This window comes from Flavobacterium sp., from assembly GCF_046296355.1.
In the GTDB taxonomy this organism is placed as follows: Bacteria; Bacteroidota; Bacteroidia; order Flavobacteriales; family Flavobacteriaceae; genus Flavobacterium.
This window is the reverse complement of record NZ_JBKBLM010000017.1, coordinates 1-18,679: the sequence shown is the minus strand read 5'-3', so window position 1 is coordinate 18,679 and position 18,679 is coordinate 1. Positions and strand designations below refer to the sequence as shown.

The 18,679-nt window shown below is 36.4% G+C and carries 18 protein-coding genes; 9 read left to right on the top strand and 9 right to left on the bottom strand.

Annotated elements, in window-relative coordinates:
* The first annotated feature begins 13 nt into the window (after positions 1-13).
* The 4 genes from ACK4HO_RS08195 to ACK4HO_RS08180 all read left to right on the top strand — a co-directional run bounded on the left by ACK4HO_RS08195 (position 14) and on the right by ACK4HO_RS08180 (position 4,446).
* Positions 14-1,156, top strand: a complete 1,143-nt coding sequence (locus tag ACK4HO_RS08195) for an alpha/beta hydrolase (protein WP_409664761.1) — start codon at positions 14-16, stop codon at positions 1,154-1,156.
* A gap of 2 nt (positions 1,157-1,158) precedes the next feature.
* On the top strand, positions 1,159-2,580 hold the full coding sequence (locus tag ACK4HO_RS08190) for a leucyl aminopeptidase family protein (protein WP_409664759.1): 1,422 nt from the start codon (positions 1,159-1,161) through the stop codon (positions 2,578-2,580).
* Between the two features lie 3 nt (positions 2,581-2,583).
* Positions 2,584-3,801, top strand: a complete 1,218-nt coding sequence (locus tag ACK4HO_RS08185; protein ID WP_409664758.1) for an acetyl-CoA carboxylase biotin carboxylase subunit family protein — start codon at positions 2,584-2,586, stop codon at positions 3,799-3,801.
* Positions 3,802-3,897: 96 nt separating this feature from the next.
* Entirely contained in the window at positions 3,898-4,446 is a 549-nt protein-coding gene (locus tag ACK4HO_RS08180; protein ID WP_409664756.1) for a hypothetical protein, read from the top strand.
* Positions 4,447-4,500: 54 nt separating this feature from the next.
* On the opposite strand, the gene ACK4HO_RS08175 is transcribed toward ACK4HO_RS08180, so the two are convergent.
* From ACK4HO_RS08175 to ACK4HO_RS08145, 7 genes are all read right to left on the bottom strand, one after another.
* The gene (locus ACK4HO_RS08175; protein WP_409664754.1) at positions 4,501-5,691 is read right to left on the bottom strand and encodes a hypothetical protein; all 1,191 of its coding nucleotides are present in this window, start codon (positions 5,689-5,691) and stop codon (positions 4,501-4,503) included.
* A 9-nt stretch (positions 5,692-5,700) separates the two neighbouring features.
* Complete coding sequence (locus ACK4HO_RS08170) at positions 5,701-6,525, bottom strand: type 1 glutamine amidotransferase (RefSeq protein ID WP_409664753.1); 825 nt, start codon at positions 6,523-6,525, stop codon at positions 5,701-5,703.
* A gap of 124 nt (positions 6,526-6,649) precedes the next feature.
* Positions 6,650-7,759: a carboxylate-amine ligase gene (locus ACK4HO_RS08165; RefSeq protein WP_409664752.1), complete on the bottom strand. Its 1,110-nt coding sequence runs from the start codon at positions 7,757-7,759 to the stop codon at positions 6,650-6,652.
* A gap of 29 nt (positions 7,760-7,788) precedes the next feature.
* Entirely contained in the window at positions 7,789-8,736 is a 948-nt protein-coding gene (locus ACK4HO_RS08160) for a RimK family alpha-L-glutamate ligase (protein WP_409664750.1), read from the bottom strand.
* 36 nt (positions 8,737-8,772) lie between these two features.
* Entirely contained in the window at positions 8,773-9,486 is a 714-nt protein-coding gene (locus ACK4HO_RS08155) for an esterase family protein (protein ID WP_409664748.1), read from the bottom strand.
* Between the two features lie 239 nt (positions 9,487-9,725).
* Positions 9,726-10,124, bottom strand: a complete 399-nt coding sequence (locus ACK4HO_RS08150) for a glyoxalase (RefSeq protein ID WP_409664746.1) — start codon at positions 10,122-10,124, stop codon at positions 9,726-9,728.
* A 105-nt stretch (positions 10,125-10,229) separates the two neighbouring features.
* Positions 10,230-11,546 carry an OmpA family protein gene (locus ACK4HO_RS08145; protein WP_409664744.1) on the bottom strand — a complete coding sequence of 439 codons (1,317 nt, stop codon included), beginning with the start codon at positions 11,544-11,546 and terminating at the stop codon, positions 10,230-10,232.
* A 230-nt stretch (positions 11,547-11,776) separates the two neighbouring features.
* On the opposite strand from ACK4HO_RS08145, the gene ACK4HO_RS08140 reads away from it, so the two are divergent.
* The gene (locus ACK4HO_RS08140) at positions 11,777-12,169 is read left to right on the top strand and encodes an acyl-CoA thioesterase (protein WP_409664743.1); all 393 of its coding nucleotides are present in this window, start codon (positions 11,777-11,779) and stop codon (positions 12,167-12,169) included.
* On the opposite strand, the gene ACK4HO_RS08135 is transcribed toward ACK4HO_RS08140, so the two are convergent.
* Positions 12,163-13,425: a mechanosensitive ion channel family protein gene (locus ACK4HO_RS08135; protein ID WP_409664741.1), complete on the bottom strand. Its 1,263-nt coding sequence runs from the start codon at positions 13,423-13,425 to the stop codon at positions 12,163-12,165. The two genes, ACK4HO_RS08140 and ACK4HO_RS08135, sit on opposite strands and share 7 nt — an antisense overlap.
* Positions 13,418-13,702, bottom strand: coding sequence for a DUF3817 domain-containing protein (locus ACK4HO_RS08130; protein WP_409664739.1), 285 nt, complete (start codon positions 13,700-13,702; stop codon positions 13,418-13,420). Before ACK4HO_RS08130 ends, ACK4HO_RS08135 begins: the two co-directional genes overlap by 8 nt.
* Positions 13,703-13,785: 83 nt before the next feature.
* Here ACK4HO_RS08130 and ACK4HO_RS08125 point away from each other — a divergent pair, with 83 nt between their 5' ends.
* From ACK4HO_RS08125 to ACK4HO_RS08110, 4 genes are all read left to right on the top strand, one after another.
* Entirely contained in the window at positions 13,786-14,301 is a 516-nt protein-coding gene (locus ACK4HO_RS08125) for a DUF6155 family protein (protein WP_409664737.1), read from the top strand.
* Between the two features lie 76 nt (positions 14,302-14,377).
* Complete coding sequence (locus tag ACK4HO_RS08120) at positions 14,378-15,904, top strand: DEAD/DEAH box helicase (protein WP_409664735.1); 1,527 nt, start codon at positions 14,378-14,380, stop codon at positions 15,902-15,904.
* A 250-nt stretch (positions 15,905-16,154) separates the two neighbouring features.
* Positions 16,155-18,071, top strand: a complete 1,917-nt coding sequence (locus ACK4HO_RS08115; protein ID WP_409664733.1) for a DUF294 nucleotidyltransferase-like domain-containing protein — start codon at positions 16,155-16,157, stop codon at positions 18,069-18,071.
* A 1-nt stretch (position 18,072) separates the two neighbouring features.
* Entirely contained in the window at positions 18,073-18,669 is a 597-nt protein-coding gene (locus ACK4HO_RS08110) for a PolC-type DNA polymerase III (RefSeq protein ID WP_409664731.1), read from the top strand.
* Positions 18,670-18,679 lie beyond the last annotated feature (10 nt).

The following is an 18,679-nucleotide window of genomic DNA, read 5'->3' as shown; positions in this document are numbered from 1 at the left end:
ATGATTAAAAAGCATGCGCAGAACCGAAGACAATGTAGCGGAAGATTTAACCCTTAAGAAAATTATTGAACCCCAACTCAATATAATTTTAACCACCGACGAAGACGACGAAAGACCGGTTTATATCTCGGGAAACTTCAATAACTGGGAAACCCAAGACAAACAATTTGAAATGGAACGCGTGGGACAAGGCTTGTACCATTACAAATTTGCCCACGATTTCTCTTATCCCGACGAACTTTTATACAAATTCACCCGAGGCGATTGGAGCGAAGTAGAAATAGATAAATTCGGCAACCGTACCGAAAACAGAAGCTGTAAACAACACAATGGCGTTCGCAAAGAGCATGTAGCGAAGTGGCGTCACAATTGGTTGCCATTCAAATCTAAGTTTTTGCCAAAAGTCCATTTAATTTCCGAAGAATTCGAGATTCCGCAATTGAACAAAACCCGCAGGGTTTGGGCGTTGTTGCCTCATGATTACGAAAAAACAACCGAAACTTATCCGGTATTGTATTTACAAGATGCTCAGAATCTATTCAACGAAAAAGCCAAATACGGCAATTGGGAAATAGATAAAAAACTCGCTGTAATGGCCGAATACAAGATTGGTAAAATCATCATCATCGCCGTTGAACATGCCGAAAAAGAAAGAATCAAAGAATACAATGTCGGCAATACAGTACTCGGTAGTGGTGAAGGCAAAAAGTATATTCGCTTTGTAACCGAAACTTTAAAACCTTTTGTAGATGCCAATTTCAGAACCAAACCCGAACGCGAACACACCGGAATCGGCGGTAGCTCTATGGGTGGATTGGTGAGTATCTTTTCGGGGATTATGTATCCGGAACTCTTTGGCAAACTAATGATCTTTTCGCCATCGTTATGGGTTGTTCCAAAGATAAAATTGTCATTCCTCGATATGGATGAACCGCAAGACACGCGAATTTATCTTTATGCCGGCGGCGATGAAAGCGCAACCATGATTGATCATGTAAAGAATTTCAAAAAACGATTACTAAAAAAAGAAGGCTTTGCCGATAAAATGAAAGTGCGACTAAGCATCAACATGGAAGGCAAACACAACGAAAGATACTGGAGTGACGAATTCCCTAAAGCAATTGAATGGCTTTATTTCAGTACAAAAGAAGAATAATTATGAAGACAAAACACATCAAAACCTTAGACGGATTTGTCGGTACGATTTTAATTCCGGTTTTCGAAACCAATGCCAAAAGTATTGTTCCCATCGAATACCATGGAGTTACCGTTTCCGCCAAAGTATTTTACGGCAAAAAGGACACCCATTATTTAGTAGAAAAATACGATTGTACTCATGTCTTTATCGGTCTCGGAAAAGAGATTGATTACAAATCGATTAAAACCATTTTCAGAAGAATTGCAGCCAAACAAAAAGAAGTGTTCGGTCAAAATGTAGCTTTGGTTTTTCCGGATAAATTCAATGCGAGTGAAGTAGAAGCCGCTGTTTCCGGATTGGTTTTGGGTACTTATGATTTAGGACATTACAAAAAAAATGAAGCGCATCCTTTTACCAACGACAATTTCGAATTACAATATTTAGCCAAAGGGGATATTGAAGAAGCCATCAATAAAGGCATCAAAATAGCCAATGCCCAATTAGAAACCTTCAATTTAGTCGATTTACCGCCAAACAAAGTCAACCCAAAATACCTAGCCGATTGGGCAACCGATGCAGGCAAAAAATATGGTTTTGACGTAACGGTTTTTGGTAAAGAAAAATCGACAGAAGTAGGTTTGCATTCTTTTCTGTCAGTCGGAAAAGGCAGTGCCAATGAACCGCAATTCATCATCATGGAATACAAACCCGAGAAATCCAAAAAGCACATCGGTTTGGTTGGAAAAGGAATCACATTCGACACCGGAGGATTGAATATTAAAACCGCCGGAATGGTTCAAATGAAATGTGATATGGCCGGAGCCGGAGCGGTTTTAGGCGCTATGCAATTGGTCGCCGATTTGCATTTACCTTATCGCGTAACGGCTATTGTTCCTGCGTGTGAGAATTCAGTCGATGCGCATTCTTTTATGCCAAGCGATGTGATTCAAAGTTATGCTGGACATTCCATAGAAATCATAGATACTGATGCGGAAGGCAGATTGATTTTGGTTGATGGCTTGTCTTATTTAATCAAAAACTACAAACCCGAAACCGTAATCGATTTAGCCACTTTAACCGGAAGCGTTGTAGGTACTTTAGGCTACGAATGCGCCGGATTGTTTACCAATAATGAAGCGTTGTCCAAAAAACTACAACAATCAGGCGATGCGATTGGAGAGCGTTTGTGGCAATTACCGCTTTGGGATGCTTACAAACCGGATATCGATAGTGAAATTGCCGATGTGAAAAACTATTCAGGGAAACCTGTTGCCGGAGCGATTTCGGCAGCTAAGTTTTTAGAGTATTTTACCGAAGACCATAAATCGTGGGCACATTTGGATATAGCAGGCGTAGCTTTTGGAGACAGTGAATTTGCCAAAACCAAACATGCGACTGCTTATGGCGTACATTTAATTACTAAATTTATTGAAAATCTATAGCTTATGGAAAATCCAATCAAGAATTTCATCTGTATTTCCAATTATTTTAAAGGGAATGATTTCTTAATTAATTTAAAGAAACAGGGCAATAAAGTCTATTTAATCACTTCCGAGAAGTTGCGCGACAAACCTTGGGCCTTTGATTATATTGATGAAATTTATTTCATGCCCGGACAAGATGTTGATTGGAATTTAGAAGAACTTTTATCCGGTGTTGCCGGTTTAATGCGAGAAAGAAAGATTGACGGCATCGTTGCCTTAGATGATTTTGATGTAGAAAAAGCAGCGTATTTGCGTGAAAATTTGCGCATGTCCGGAATGGGACAAACCACGGGAAGGTATTTCCGAGACAAATTAGCCATGAGAATGCGTGCCAAAGATGCCGGTATTTCGATTCCGGCGTTCAGTCCGCTATTCAATGATGAAGAAATCAATGAGTTTGCCGATACCGTTTCGCCACCGTGGGTTTTAAAACCGCGTTCGGAGGCTTCGGCATCCGGAATTATGAAAGTCCATTCCAAAGATGAACTTTGGGAAAAGATTCACGGTTTAGGTGATAATAGAATTAAGTATTTAGTAGAACAATTCAAACCCGGAGCAGTGTATCATTGTGACGGATTGAATTGGCACGGCAAAACTTTGTTTTCCATAACTTCTCAATATTTGGCCACGCCAATGGAAATCTCCCAAGGCGGAGGTATTTTCAGAAGTGCCAATATTCCGTATGATTCCAAAGATGATAAAGCCATCAAAAAGCAAAATGAGCAAGTGATGAAAGCATTTGGCATGCAACATGGCGCTAATCACACCGAGTTTATCAAATGCAATGATGATGGAAAAATTTACTTTTTAGAAACGGCTTCTCGGGTTGGCGGGGCTCATTTAGCCGAAATGGTAGAAGCAGCTTGTGGAGTGAATCTATGGGCAGAATGGGCAAAAATTGAAGATGCGTTAGTCAAAGGCAAAGAATACAAATTGCCAAACATCAAAAAAGAATACGCCGGAATTGTACTGACTTTGTCCAAATTTGAACATCCTGATTTATCCGGTTTTAGTGATGGTGAAGTGTGTTTCCGTGTTCCTTTAGAATACCACGCCGGATTGGTGGTGAAAAGCGACAAACACGCACGTGTCCGCGAATTATTAGACGATTATGCTGAACGTTTGATTAGAGATTTTGCTACAGTAGCCCAACAAGAAGCGGTTAAGAAATTGCATTAAAATTTTAACCACGAATACACAAACATTGTTGTATTCGTCAGTTCGAGTGTTCCGATGCAATCGGAATGTATCGAGAACCCTTTTAAAACAATATTTGTGGCCAATAAAACCTACACCAAACTTAACTTTCATTCGCATACATTTTGTATTTGGAAAGAAGTGCCTTTTTCTGAAATCAAGGATTTAAAAATCAATTACACCAGTCAATCCGGAAGCCAATACATTTTTACGGCTGAGGGTTTGTACCGCATTTCCAATCATTGGGGCAGAGTAGCGAATTGCCATTGGCGATTGATTCCGTTGACTGAATTTAAGAATCAAAACATCACGGTCGCTTTTGCAAATTGGACCAACTTTTATTCTAATGATGATACTTCAAAGCTATTTTTTGTCAAAGTGAATTTGGATACCAAGGAAGTTAATTTCTACCACAAACTAACTATAGATAACAACGAAAAAGTGGTATTGCGAAATGCCAAAGAAACCGCTAAAACCATCAGAACGATCAAAGAAGTTTTGACTCAAGAAGATTGGGCGAAGTATTTAAAATATGAAGATTTAGAAACTTTGAGAAGCGAAATTGTAAATGAATTGGTGAATACTTCCAAAACCTTTTTAGAAGTAAAGAAAAAATATTTAAGTTAAATATTTTTAAATCTCTGTGAATCTCTAGTGTTTCTCCGTGAATCTCTGTGAAACTCATTTCTCAAACATCCCAACGGTTCCACCAACCCAATCTTTGTCTTTATTGAATTTTACGCCAATCATTTCCCCACGACTTAATCTTACTAAATTAGTTACTAGAGTAGGAGATGGCGTGTCTTTTTTCCATACAGCAAGCAAACGAACTTCGGCTTTAACTTTGCCGTCAGGCGATTGGATTATGGGTTTGTAATTGACTTTTTTCTGCAATATGTACAAGTCTTTTTCTTTAACACCTTCAATATCTCCCGGCTTTACATGGAAAATCACGCCGCTTCCTGAAAAAGAAAACAAAGGTTTTAAAACATAATTCTCTAAATCAGTTGGGATTTCTTTTAAGTCGGAAAGCAAAGTGGTTTCAATAAAATATTTTCCTTTCAAATAAGGCAAAATGAACTTGCTGATTCTGAAAAACCAATTCGGATGACCGGCCCATTCTACATCGTATTCTTTTGAAAAATCGAAATTTAACTGTAAGTCAGTTCGCAAATCCAATTCGTCAAAAATTACTCGATTGTAAATGCGTTTTACTTGCGTTTCTTTGCCTTGTTTATTTTTATAGAATAGTTGGTTTTGCTTTTCGTACAACTCGGTCACACAAACCACCGGAATGCCTAAATCTCTTTGACAATAATAGAAATCTATCTTGGTGTTTTGTTTTTCGGGTTCGATTTCGAGAAGGATTACGTTCTCTTTTGGGAAGTCATTGCAGATAACCTCTTCTATTAATTTCAAATAACTTTCCGGATTTAATCCATTCAGAAACGGCGTTAACTCAGACAGAAAAGGGTAGTGGTTGACAAATTTTAGGGACAAATGATTCTGAAAATTGAATAGCGAAGGAAAACCTTGTACTTCAATTAACTTGGGAACAATCTCGCCATCTTCTTCACAAATGCCAAAATCGATGGCTAAAAACGTGGTGTGATTGTCTTCGTTAGGTACTTTTCGATTTAATTCTAAAGCCCTATCGGTAAGTGATTTGAAGTCGTCCTTTTGAATGAAATTAATAACTTCCTGACAACCTTCTAACAACTGTGCTTTTAACTCATTCGAAATAAAAAAAGGAGTTTCGCCAATTCGGAATGTCACTTTATAATCGAAATCTGAAGTGATATCGTCTTGCATGGCTTCGTATTTGGCCACGGTAAAGTTGTCGTTGAAAAGTTGGCGGTATTTTGGATTCATTTTATAAATCTAATTGGAAAGCGATTTTCTGTGTTTCATCAAATCATTGATAGCAATGCGCAAGAAATTCGGAATAATGGTTTCGTTGGTTTTATAGATTTTGTCTTCATCCAATAAATCTTCCAACATATCGCGGAACTTGGTTTTGCCTTTCATGGCAATAATGTGTTCACGTCTTTCTTTGTTTTTCAAATTCGCCACAAAACTTAATGCATCCGCTTCGGGGTGAAATTGCAACCCAACAAACTCATCCGAAAAACGTACGCCCATAATAGCGCGTTCGTATTCTACATGCGTTCTTATTTTTTCTAAAGCGATAATCATCGCGCCTTTTTTGCTAAAAATACTCAACTTAGGCTGAACCACTTGGTAATCGCGACTATCAATGGCGTAAAAAGGATTGTTCAAACCTTCTAAAATGGGATCATTGGTTCCTGCTTCGGTTTTGTGAATGGTCATTACCCCGAACGAAGTGGCTTTTCGTTTATTAATCGTTGCCAAACCGAAGTGATGACAAGCCATTTGGAACGAATGACAAATGAATAACATGTGTTTTTTGACTTTTTGGTCTTTGTTCCAATTCCAGAGTTGGTCCACAAAATCATACCATTTCAAATCCCAACCATCGCCTTCGAGAGGATTTCCCGGTCCGCCGGTAGAAATAAAAATATCATACTTCTGAATATCCGGAAACTCAGATTTACCTCTGACATCAAAAACTTGGAACGTAACAATTTGGTTAAATCTATTAATAATATCAATGATACAACGCATTCCTTGGTTGGGTTCTCCGTTGTACATGTCTAAAATCGCTATGCGAATGGGGTGATTCATTTTTTTACAATTTGGTAATGCAAAGATAACTTTTATGGTTGTGGGTTGTATGTTCTGAGTTGTAAGTTTTCAAAAGGCTATCAACAAATACTAACCTACAACTAACAACTTATAACTTAAAACATTACAATCCTCTGGTAAATTCTGACGTAATCATATCTACCACTTTAGTTAAATCCTGTGTTTGATTGAAAACGGCTAATTGTTTATCGGCACCGGTTCCGTTATTTAAAATGGTGTGAACATAATTGATTTCATCACGACTGCATAATTCATCAACCACATCATCGATAAACTCAAGCAATTCGAGGATTAAGCTTTTTGTATTGACTTCTTGTTGCAAACCAAAATCAATCATATTGCCTTCAACTCCATAACGCGCGGCACGGAATTTATTTTCCTTTATCAAAGCAATTCTATAGATATTAAAACTGGTATTCGCCATAGTCAACTTGTATAACTTAGCCACAACCGCTTGGATTATGGCAACAATACACATCGCTTCATCAACGGTCAAACTCATATCGGTGATGCGAAATTCAATGGTATCGTAAAAAGGATGCAAACGCAAATCCCACCAAATTTTCTTCGGATTGTCGATGCATTTGGTTTTAACAAGCGTTTCCAAATAATTATCATACGCTTGAACGCTATCGAAATATTCGGGCAAACCGGTTCTTGGAAACTTATCGAATACTTTAGTTCTGAATGACTTGTAACCGGTATTTCTGCCTTCCCAAAAAGGAGAATTTGTTGACAATGCAAAGATGTGCGGTAAAAAATAAGTCGCCTGATTCATTAATTGCAAACCAATTTCACGATTTTCAATCCCAACATGGCAATGCATCCCAAAAATCAAATTGGAACGCGCCGCATCTTGTAATTCATTTACGATGTGATGGTATCTTGGATCGTCGGTAATGGGTTGGTCTTGCCAACGCGAAAACGGATGCGTTCCGGCACCGCCAACAACTAAGTTTTGTTTGGCCGCCAATTCAACAATTTTACTTCGCAGAAACCGAATTTCATCTTTGGCTTCTTTGACATTTTTACAAATATTGGTTCCGACTTCCACCACAGATTGATGCATTTCGGCTTTTACCTGTTCGTTTAAAATGATTTTGGCACCATCTACAATCTTAGACAAATGCGATCGTAAATCACGGGTTTGTGGGTCTATAATTTGGTATTCCTCTTCTACGCCTAAGGTAAATACGGGTAATTGCTTCGTCATTATTTCACTTTTAAATTAAAGGAAAGCTATTATTTTTCTGCTGCAGCATTTTTAATAAAATCTCCCCAAGTTAGGTTGACTTTCCCTGGTTTTTGTTTTTTAGCGAAAGCTATGGCCATTTTAGCGGCTTCTTCCACAACCCATTCAAAGTTCTCCGCGCCAACCGAAGTATATTCAGCATCAGGAGCAGGATTTCCGAAGTCGATCGCGTATGGAATGCCGTCACGAACCGCAAATTCAACGGTATTGAAATCATAGCCTAAACCTTTGCAAAGGCGAAGCGTATAATCTTTAATAGTTGCCATCAATTTTTTATCCGTATTCGGATTTTCTACAACATATCTTAAATGGTGCGGATTTCTTGGTTCGTAGGGCATAATTCTAACCGCTTTTCCGCCCAAACAATACACGCGGTAATAATCATCGAAGACAATTTCTTCTTGTAAAAGCATAACCAACTGACCGGTTTCTTGGTGTTTTTGCCAAAATTCTTCTTTGTTTTCAAGGCGATAAACGTTTTTCCAACCACCGCCGGCGTAAGGTTTCATATAAGCCGGAAAACCTATGTATTCGAAAATTCCTTCCCAATCCATTGGGTATTTCAGATTTCTGAAGGATTTGGAAGTGGTATCTGTCGGATGTTCCGCTGAAGGCAGAATTACAGTGTTAGGCAATGGAACGCCAACAGTATCAGCTAGACAGTTGTTGAAGAATTTATCATCGGCACTCCACCAAAACGGATTATTGATTACGTTGGTTCCGGTTAACGCTGCATTTTTTAAATACGCGCGATAAAATGGAACGTCTTGTGAAATCCTGTCGATAATCACAGCATATTCTCCACCTTTGTTTTGAACGACTTTGTCTATGGTTACAGCTTCAGCAATAATGCCTTTCTCATTTTTTGAATTGACTCTTTCGATGAATGCGTAGGGAAAAGTGTCTTCCATTCCGAATAAAATACCTATCTTTTTCATATCTCTTGTGTTATTGTTTTGTCTTAGTTATTATTTTTAAAAAAACTTAATTCTGGATAAATAATGCGGAAACATTTCGCGCCAAACCGGCCAATCGTGTTCTCGGTCTTGCCGTATGTCTAACCAATGCGGAATGTCTCTTTGGGAAAGAATTTTGCTCAGTTTCAAATTGGCATCAAAACAGATATCCCAATTGGAAGTACCAAGAATGATATCCATATTCCATAATTCACCGTCGTTTAATCCGTGTAAATAATCTTCCGGGCTATTGTAAAATACATTGTCGTCCCAATGTCCATCCATAAAACTTTTGATTGAAAATGCGCCGCTAAGTGAAAACATATGACTAACATATCCGGGATGTTTAAAAGCAAAATTAGCTGCATGATAACCGCCAAAACTGCAACCGGCTACGGCTACTTTTCCGGCGTAAGTATTGTTTTTAACGCGTTCAACAATTTCGTGGCAAATCATTTTATCATACCAAACATGATTTTGAATGCGATGGACAGGATGAATGCTTTTGTTATAAAAACTGTCTTTGTCAATACTGTCCGGACAAAAGATTTGTATCAATCCTTGTTCGATGTACCAGCGAGCACTTTCTATTAATCCTTGGTCTTTATTTTCGTGGTAACTTCCCATTGAAGTGGGGAAGAGGATGACCGGATAGCCGGCATGTCCGAAAACCAGCATTTGGATTTCACGGCTTAAATTAGGCGAATACCATTTAAAATATTCCTCTTTCATAATTGTTATTCGTTTTAACAATTATAATGAAAAATTTGTTGTGAAATGCGTAAAACTTTGAATCTTATTAAGTTTTGCGATAAAATATTTAATAATATTTAGTTTTTGAAAATTCTCCAAAAAAAGTAGTAAATACAAATACTGAATTTAATTATTGTCAAGAATAACAGTAATATAAATTCCGCAAGTGTCTATAAACAGTAGTTAAAACTGTTAGTCTACTATAAAAACGTCAGTAACTAAGCTTCGAGTTCAATTAATTGGATTTGACTCTTAAGTCTCTCAACTAACATATTCATCATTCTTTTATTGAGATTGGAAGAGTTTTGAATGTATTCAGCATATTCATCCAAAGTAAAAAAGGCGATAACCATTCCTTTAAGAGAGTTTCTGAATTTGATGTCTCTTTGGATTACATTCTCCACATAGGCCATTTTCTTTTCGGGTGTTAGAGTAAAGAAAACATTCTTTTGTTTCATAGCGTAATTAATGAAAACCTGAATGAACAAATCATTCTGTAACTTTAAGATAGGACGAAGGGTTTTATTTTGAAAAACTTCCTCGAGCGAGGACTGACTTGTGATTGTTCCTAAAGATTCTCCTCTTAATTCTAGAACATTATTGTCTCTGGCTTCCATGGTGGTTTTGTTTTAAGTTTATATCTTACTATCAGATATTTTAAAGTTATAAAAAAACCCCTGTCGTAAAACAGAGGTCATTTTATAGTTATCAATAATTAATTGTTAATTAGTTATCTTGAATACTGCCTTGCGAACTAGTCGTCTTGCGTACTCTGAGTTCTTATCAACTGAGCTGTCAATTCCGGCTCCTTTAGCATTTAATCTTGATGGATTAATGCCGGCTTTAACCAAAATTGCTTTTACGTTTTCTGCTCTGGCATCGGCTAGCTTTTCATTTTTAGCACTGCTACCAACTTCGTCAGCATAACCTGAAATTTCAATTGATGCGGTTGGATTGTTTCTTAAGTAATTCAGCACGAAACCAATGTTATCTGCAGAAGCAGGTGTTGGTTGTGAATTGCTTTTGTCAAAATAAGCTGCAATATAACCTTCATTTATCAATTGTTCTAACATGTTTTTAGACAATGTGGCATTGTTTGTATTGTTATTGGTTATTGAATTATCAATGTATTTTTCTAATTCGTCAGGAACGCCATTGGTATTTTTGTCAACCATTCTTCCTTTCGTATCTACAGCCACTCCGGCGATAGAATTATTTTCAACATCCAAATAATCAGGCACACCATCTTTATCAGCATCGTTCATCAAGGTTTCGATTTCACCGATTCTATTGTTTAATTCTTCTATTTCTTTGTCTTTTTTGTCTTGGATAATAGCCCAATCTCCGTGAATTTTCTCGTTACCGAACGAATATGACAATCCAAATGCCAACAATACCTGTTGTCCTGAAAGATTATCTGTGCTTTCGGCATAAGAACCATCCCAATTAAAATGTTGTCTGTAATTATTCATGGTACTCAAATCAGCAAATAGGGCTAATGAATTGGTTAGTCTGAATTGTGGGGAAAACCCAACAATTAAACCACCATTCCATTCATGTCTTCCTTTGTTGTGACCAGGCGCCACTGTTTGTGGCTGCATATAAGCAAAGTTAAGACCACCATGCAAAAGCAATCCGAATCTTCCTGCCGCTTCCTCAATTCCGAATAAACGAACAGCATTAACAACTCCTTGAATACCGGTTCTGTATTGAAGCATTTCAAACTCTAAGCTTTCGCTACCGCTTTGGTTTTTGAAATTCTCATAGTTGAAATCGAATTTCAAACCAAATTTTGGACTAATCATGTATCGAGCACCAATCCCAAAGGAATTAAGTTGTAATCCTCCGAAAACTTTATCCGGATTACTGGAAAAATAGCCATCAGCATAAGGCTTTACACCTTTGCCTTGTCCAACTGAAAGTTCAATAGACCATTTGTTATAGCTATCTCCAAGTAAACCGGTTGTATCAACTGCAACTTGTGCGTTGGCCGAATAAATGAATAAAAATGCGAATAGGGTAAGTAGGTTTTTTTTCATACACGAGGAATTTAATATACAATTAAATGTTAAAATCAATGCAAATATATAGGTTTACAATTAATAATCAACTTTTTTGCCTTTTAATGGACGAAGAGAGCTTGTTTTCACTGAATATTTACAATAAATCAATGAGACCTTAACTCATGAAAACGATTTCGGTTAATGAATTGCCAAAAAAAGTATTGCCCTAACGAAATTTATTAATTTTGGTAAACAAATTATTTTCTATGAGATTTCACACCAGAAAATGGGTAAAACCCGAAGATTTAAATCCGAACAGTACTTTATTCGGCGGCAGACTTTTGGCTTGGATTGATGAAGAATTGGCCTTGTATTCTATCATCCAATTGGAAAACCCAAAAATTGTGACCAAACACATGTCGGAGATTAATTTCAGAAGTTCTGCCAAACAAGGTGATATAGTAGAAATCGGTATTGACGTTGTCAAATTCGGAGCTTCATCATTAACTTTAACTTGTCAAGTAAGAAATATGATGACCCGCGAAATTATCATCACTATTGACAGTATTACTATGGTAAGCCTAGGACAGGACGGTAAACCAAAACCACACGGAAAAACACAAATCGAGTATATTCAGGACAGATTAACCGATTATTGATCTACAAAATCACTTTTGCCTGAAGGCATCTCATAAATTTCCAGGTCAAAATAAGGAATTGAGGCAAAGATGTGATCAAAAATATCGGCCATAATGTATTCGTAGTTCTCAAATCTTTTATCATTGGAGAAAGTATAAATCTCCAACGGAATTCCTTGAGCCGTTGGCTGCAATTGACGACATAACAAAATCATATCCTTATTCAAACCAGGATATTGGCTTAAATATTGGGTAATGTATTTTCGGAACAACCCAAAGTTGGTCATATTCCTACCGTTAATCAACAAAGACTTATCGATACTATGGGATTGATTAAACTTATCAATTTCGACTTGACGATGCTCAATGTAATGCGTTACCAATTGGATTTTCTTTAACTCTTCCAATTCTTTCTCGTCTAAAAAACGAATACTGTTGGCTTTGATTAGAATGTGCCTTTTGATTCTTCTACCATTGGAATCCAACATACCGCGCCAGTTTCGGAAAGAATCGGAAATCATGCTATAGGTGGGAATCGTTGTTGTGGTGTTGTCAAAATTTCGAACCTTTACTGTAGCCAAATTGATTTCGATTACATCGCCATCGGCACCAAATTTGTCAAAAGTAATCCAATCACCAATCCGCACCATATCATTCAAAGAAACTTGGACACTAGCCACAAAACCCAATATGGTATCTCTAAAAATCAAAATGATGATAGCCGAAATAGCTCCGAATGTTCCCAACATTGCATTGGTACTAATATCAAACACTTTGGAAACAATAATGATAAAACCAAAAGTCCAAAGCACTATCATAATTACCTGAATATAACTATCAATAGGCTTATCACTATAGGATGGATTTGATTTTAAATGATCTCGAAACGCGTTGAGTATGGTTTTAATAATCCACAAACTCAACAATACAATATAAATCCCGACCAGTTTCCCGAAAATGCCTTCCCAATACACAAAATTCTCTAAAATAATAGGAACCGATTTGTAGATAAACAACAACGGAATCAGATGCGCAGTGTATTTCGCTGTTTTGTTGGAAACTAATAAATCATCAAATCTGGTTTTGGTTCTTCGGGCAATTATAATCATGATTCTCACCAAAGCAAACCTGAAAACCAAGAATATAGTGTAGGCAATAAAACCTAAAATCAGGATGTTAATCGCCAAACTTAAATAGGATGAAAGCGTTTCGCCAAAATCCCATTTTTTAAAAAGCGGATAACTCCAACCAAAGATTTTTTCGAAGATTTTATGCATTTTTTACATATTTTTTTTCCACATAAAAAGTAGCAAACGGTAATAATGACGCAAATTGAACGATGGCCAATTCTTTTAAACTCCATTTCTGAGGGTTGAATATGACAAAAGCCAATATTACATAACCAATAAACAAAACGCCATGCGCCATTCCTATTGGAAATAACAACGTTTTATACAAATCTAAATTGGTGGGTTTGATAACCAACATATTAAAGAATAAAACCAGATAGGAAATGCCTTCAGCAATGGCTGTGAACTTAAAAAGCTTGGTCATGTTTTTTTTATTTGATGACAAAATTAAGTAATAACATTAATAAAGAAAGAAAAAGCGGTTACTTTTGTTAGTATAAATTCAAGATGAGTAAAAGAGATTTAAAGAAATACCTAACCGAACTTTCCAAAGCCCAATTGGAAGAGCAAATTATAGAGCTATATGACAAATTCAGCGATGTAAAAGTCTATTATGATTTTGCTTTTAATCCCAATGAAGACAAATTAGTTCGCGAAGCCAAGTTCAAAATCTCTAACGAATACTTTCCTGTGAAAAGTAAAAAGGCCAAAATGCGTCGCTCTGTTGCCCAAAAATTCATCAAACATTTCATATCGCTTGGTGTTGACTCTTTTATCATTGCCGATATCATGCTTTACAATATTGAAATTGCTCAGACATTTTCAGCTGAAAGAGTAATCAAACAGGAATTGTTTTTCAAAAGTATGCTGACATCCTACCAACAAGCAGTTAGTTTTATGATTGAAAGGGGAATTCTGGATGATTTTAAAAGTAGAGTAGTGGCTGTTAAAAACGAGGCTATGGCCCAAAATTGGTTCAATCAGTATGAGTTTATTGCTGTTGTAGAAAGGCTCGAATATTAATTTTTTGTTATTTAGAAAATTTAATTGTGCGTTAACTCTTTTTTAGCTGTACTTTTGCAAAATTGTACAAATCGCTATGTCTCAGAAAGATTTTAATGCCGAAATAGAAGAAAAAAAGGAACTTTACGGTTACCAGAAAGGCGATATTGACAAAATTTTTGAGCGTTTGGATAATGCCCCAAATGACCATCACTTGTTATACCAATTGCCAACCGGCGGTGGAAAGACAGTGATTTTTTCTGAAATTGTTCGCCGTTATTTATCCCAACACGATAAGAAAGTAGTCGTTTTGACACACCGAATTGAGCTTTGTAAGCAAACCTCCAAAATGCTTAAAGGCTTTGATGTTAAAAACAAAATCATCAACAGCAACATTAAAGAATTGCCCGATCAAGATGAATATTCTTGTTTTGTAGCGATGGTGGAAACCCTGAAAAATCGTTTGAACGACGAAAAACTGATGATTGACAATGTGGGTTTGGTCATTATTGATGAAGCCCATTACAATTCGTTCCGAAAATTATTCAGTCAATTCAAAAAATCCTTTATTTTAGGAGTTACTGCAACGCCTTTGAGTTCCAATATCAAGTTGCCAATGCATCAAAATTATGACGAATTAATCGTTGGTGATACTATTCAATCGCTTATAGATAAAGGTTTTTTGGCCAAAGCTACCACTTATAGTTATGATGTTGGACTAACTTCACTTAAAGTGGGAATCAACGGTGATTATACCGTGAAATCTTCGGATGATTTGTATATGAACATGGTCATGCAAGAGAAATTATTGCATGCTTATACCGAGAAATCCTTGGGCAAAAAAACTTTGATTTTCAACAATGGAATCAATACGTCATTGTATGTTTATGATACTTTTAAAGAAGCCGGTTTTCCTATCAAACACTTAGACAACACAACGTCAGCCGAAGACCGAAAAGACATTTTACAGTGGTTTAAAAAGACACCTGATGCCATTTTAACCTCAGTTGGCATCTTAACGACAGGATTTGACGAACCCACAGTAGAAAGCATTATACTCAATCGCGCAACAAAATCATTGACTTTGTATTTCCAAATGATTGGTCGTGGTTCACGTAAATTGCCACACAAAGATAATTTTACCGTTATCGATTTAGGAAACAATGCTTTGCGATTTGGTTTGTGGAATGATCCTTTAGATTGGCAGCATATTTTTAAATCTCCCGAGTATTATTTGGAAAGTCTGCGTGACGATGCAGAAATTGAGTTTAACTTCAAGTATACGATGCCGGATGCTATTCGGATGATGTTTGCTAAAACTGTCGAGGTCACGATGGATATTGAAGAAGAATTCAAAAAGAATACCGCCTTGAATTTGCGTTCCAAAGAAGTACTGGAAAAATCGATTAACCAACATGCTTTAATGTGTGTAGAAAATTCAACCGATTTAAATGGCGCAAGAATGTTGTCCAAATTATTAGGCGATGATATTGAAAGTCGCGTCAAACGTTTTGTAAATTGTTTGGGGAAAACTAGCAAGAATTATCGTGAATGGTTAATTGAAGATTATAAAACCAAATTGACTTTAGCCATTGGTAAAAAGTTTAGAGAGCTTAATTTCTAAATTCATACATTGAAGTAAGGTATTTTATAGTTTTGAAAATAAGCTATTTACGTAACAATATTCAGTTTGGTAAAAACGTATATTTTACGAACTATAATTTATATTATGTAAAATAGTATTTTCTAAATAGCAAATATCAACCACTCCTTTTAGTTTTCAAATGTTTTTAACAATTACCCCTAACTTGCCCAAAGCTTTACTATTTTTGTCGGGGTATAAATAATGTTTTATATATTTTAAATTTAGCGCCATGAGTAATTCTATTGCTGAAAATATTGCCAACTTTTTAAAAGAATATCCGCCATTCAATTATTTGAGTCATGACGAATTGATTCAGGTTGCGACCAGTATTGGTGTTGTCAACTTAGACAAGCATAAAATTTTGTTCCAAATTGACGACAAACTCCACGATAGTTTTTATGTTGTAGCTTCAGGTGTGATTAATCTTTCGGTAATTGCAGATGCAGAAGAAACGTTATTGAATAAGTGTTATGCCGGTGATGTTTTTGGTTTGCGCCCGTTTTTTGCCAAAAACAATTATATGATGACCGCCAAATCGCGTGAAGATAGTATTGTTTACGCTATTCCTATTGTAGCTTTCAAACCTTTTGTAGCTCAAAATCCACAGGTTTTAGACTTTTTACTGGAAAGTTTTGCCACCAATACACGCAATCCTTTTGACAAAGAAAATCGTGGTAAACTGATTACTGACAACGTTTACACCGAAAATCAATCAAATGAGATTCAGTATTTTCAATCGTTAGCCTACAATAAAACGCCACTCAAAATTGCCGGAAATACTGCTGTAAAAGATGCCGCACAGTTGATGACTGAAAACCTGATTGACAGTGCCATTATTTTGGAACAAAACTGTCCTATTGGAATTGTAACTGACACCGACTTTAGAACCAAAATTGCCAATGGCCGATTCCCTATTTCGACTGCTGTTGACAAAATAATGTCGGCACCGGTGATTACCGTTCCTGAAAATGTTTCCGTTGCTGAAGCACAATTATTGTTGCTAAAATACAACGTCAGTCATTTATGCGTTACTACCGATGGTTCTGATAAATCTGAAGTAAAAGGCATTATTTCAGAACATGATTTGATTGTGGCTCAAGCCAATAATCCCGGTGTTTTGATTAAGGAAATTAAACGTTCCCTATCGCCTAAAGAATTAAAATTGGTGCGTGAAAAACTAACCGATTTGATTCAAACTTCTATTGCTAAGAATATACCATTACCGCATATTTATAATATTACAGGCGAAATTATCACTGCTATTATAAAACGTTCTGTTGAATTGGCTATCTTAGACTTAGGTTCTCCTCCATCCAGATTTGCGTGGTTGAGCATTGGAAGCCAAGGCCGAAAAGAACAACTTTTATTGACAGACCAAGACAGTATTCTGATTTTTGAAGATGTCGCTGCTGAAAAATACAGAGATGTTAAAGATTATTTCTTGAAATTATCCAAAAGAACTACGGCTATATTAGAAAAAGTTGGTTACCAATTTTGTCCCAATGGTCACATGGCCAGCAACATGCTTTGGTGTAAGTCATTGAGCGATTGGATGAAGCAATACAATAACTGGATGAAAACGCCGGGCGAAAAGTCAAATGATATCAGCAGTATCTTTTTTGACTACGAAATTGCTTTTGGTGAAGGGAAAATTGAAGATACCATCTCCGATTTGATATTTAAAAACACCAAGAATAACGCACTGTTCTTTGACTATTTGGGCAATGATGCTTTGCGCAAAAACCCACCGCTTAATTTCTTTAAAAAATTCAATTTGGAAGAAGAAGGCGAACACAAAGGCAAATTTGACATTAAAAACAGAGCCATCATGCCATTGGTCGACGGTGCCCGATTATTTGCCATCAGCTTGAATTTACGCGGTATTAACAATACCTATTCTCGCTTCAAACAATTGGCTTTGGTTGATCCTAAGTTTTCTGAAATCTATTTAAATTGTGCCGATGCCTTTTTGATTTTATCCAAATTTAGAACGCTTGAAGGCTTGAAAAATGATAGTTCGGGCGATTTTGTCAATATTGAAGAACTGACTAAAGTTGATCGTGAAAAACTCAAAAACGCCTTGTCACCTATGCGTGAGTTGGAAGAACTGATTAAAGACAAATTTCAATTAACACAATTCTCCTGATATGCTGGATTGGATTAAAAACATCAATAAAGAGCATCCTGAATTTTGGAAGACTTACTTATCTAAGTTTGAAACCAAATCCAACAGGTATGTCATTTTAAGTACGGAAACTACCGGTTTAAACCCAAAAAAAGATGTGATTTTGTCTTTTGGTGCAATCGCGGTAGTAAATGATGTGGTAATCATTGGCGATAATTTTGAAGTAGTTATACTGCAATACAAATACCTTCACGATAATGGTTTGTCCAATGAATTTTTAATCGAAAGCAAGTTGCCTAAACTGGCCGAATACAATGCCATTCAAGCCTTAGTGGAATATATCGGCAATGCGGTTTTGGTTGGTCATCGCATTCATTTTGATATAGAACTTATCAACGAAGCCTTGGAAAAAATGGATTGTGGTAAGTTAAGAAATGAAGCCTTAGACATTGAAATCATGCATCAAAAGTTAATGGATATCAGCAATAAATCTTTTTCTATTGATGACTTGGTTAAGCATTACAAACTTCCTTTGAGCGAAAAGAATTCAGCCTCAGACGATGCTTATGCCATTGCCTTATTGTTTTTAAAATTAAAAAATCGCTTAGGATTTAAATAACAAAAAACCC